1 protein-coding gene is annotated in these 1,878 nt (G+C 64.1%); it reads left to right on the plus strand.

The features are described from left to right. The first annotated feature begins 422 nt into the window (after positions 1 to 422). Complete coding sequence (gene ltrA, locus ABIB06_RS38780) at positions 423 to 1,799, plus strand: group II intron reverse transcriptase/maturase (RefSeq protein WP_247446101.1); 1,377 nt, start codon at positions 423 to 425, stop codon at positions 1,797 to 1,799. Positions 1,800 to 1,878: the final 79 nt, after the last annotated feature.

The following is a 1,878-nucleotide window of genomic DNA, read 5'->3' on the forward strand; positions in this document are numbered from 1 at the left end:
GTTGTGTGCCGAGTATGAACGACAGCTTGGAGGTGGAAGTCCTCTATCCAGCCTGATGGCGGCGAAGGATTAGCGAAGCGCAAGGGCGTCATCGTGAGGTGGGGTCTGAAGACAGCGTGGAGCAAAGCCGCGGCCCGATGGACAAGCACCGGATAACGAGGCCTACCCGGCCGGACGAGCGAGCAACTGATCGCGAAGTCCACAGTCATCAAGGACCGGGGTGGTAAATCCGGCGGGGGTGCGGTGAAGGCGGTCGGTCTTACCTCGGGAGGTCTGTGCTGTGTCCCGGCAACGGGACTGAGGCCGTCGCAAGGCGGCCTGACCGCAGTGCAGAAGTCAGCCGAGGGCATAGTAGGCGGCGGCGCGCTGCCGAAGGCCTGAACGGTGGAAGAGGCCAGTAGAGCGGTAATCTCGTGCGAGCCATGCGGCAGAAGAAACAGATCGAACTGAACTTGGGCACCGGAGCGAGGGGTGAAGCCCCGAAGGCCGCCGCCCAAGAGGCCGAAGCACGTGCGGCGAAAGCCAGTCTCGAACGCCCGGCGGTCGCAGGGCCGTTGATGGAAGCAGTGGTCGAGCGTGAGAATCTGAAGGAAGCGTTGGCGCGAGTGAAGCGCAATAAAGGTGCGGCAGGCATCGACGGCATGTCCGTTGATGAGCTGCCGACCTACCTGAAGGAGCACTGGCCCACGATCCGAGCCCAGTTGCTGGAGGGCACCTACAAGCCGCAACCGGTACGACGCGTCGAGATACCGAAGGCATCGGGCGGCACTCGGCCGCTCGGCATCCCCACGGTGCTCGATCGCTTCATCCAACAGGCGGTACTGCAGGTGCTGCAGGCGGATTGGGACGGAACGTTCTCCGGAACGAGCTTCGGCTTCCGGCCGAAGCACTCGGCGCATCAGGCTGTGGAACAGGCGCAGGCGTACATCGCGTCCGGGCACGGCTTTGTCGTGGACATCGACCTGGAGAAGTTCTTCGACCGGGTCAACCACGACATCCTGATGGGGCTGGTTGCCAAGCGGGTTGCTGACAAGCGCCTCCTGAAGCTGATCCGCGGCTTTCTGACCGCGGGCGTGCTGGAAGGGGGACTGGTCAGCGCGACGGAGGAAGGTACGCCGCAAGGCGGCCCGCTCTCGCCGCTGTTGTCGAACCTGATGCTGGATGTGCTGGACAAGGAGCTGGAGAAGCGCGGCCACCGCTTCGTGCGCTACGCCGATGACTGCAACATCTATGTGCGCAGTCGAAAGGCCGGCGAGCGGGTGATGGCCGGCATCGAGAAGTTCCTCGAAAAGCGCCTCAAGCTGAAGGTCAACAAGGCCAAGAGCGCGGTTGCCAAGCCGAGCGTCCGCAAGTTCCTGGGCTTCAGCTTCACAGGCGGGAAGGAGCCGCGGCGGCGTATCGCACCGCAGGCGATTACCCGCTTCAAAGCGAGAGTCCGGGAGCTGACGCGACGCACGTGCGGACGAAGCCTCGAACAGATCGCCAAGGAGCTGTCCACTTACCTTGTCGGCTGGCGCGGATACTTCGGCTTCTGCCAAACCCCGTCGGTGTTGAGCGCACTCGATCAGTGGATCAGGCGGCGGTTGCGCGCCATCGCCTGGAAGCAGTGGAAGCGTGGTCGCACTCGCTTTGCCGAACTGCGACGCCGTGGTGTCGGCCGGGATCTGGCGGCTCAAACTGCCGGCAGCCCACATGGCCCTTGGCGGTTGGCGGCGAGCCCTGCGCTTAACATTGCCTTGCAAACTGTCTTCTTCAGGTCACTCGGCTTGGCTTCCATCGCGGCTCCGAGACCCGCATAATCCACCGAACCGCCGTATACGGACCCGTACGTACGGTGGTGTGGGAGGGGCGACGCCGCGAGGCGTCCCCCTATCCCGA

Source organism: Bradyrhizobium sp. LB8.2 (assembly GCF_040548035.1).
Taxonomy (GTDB): Bacteria; Pseudomonadota; Alphaproteobacteria; order Rhizobiales; family Xanthobacteraceae; genus Bradyrhizobium.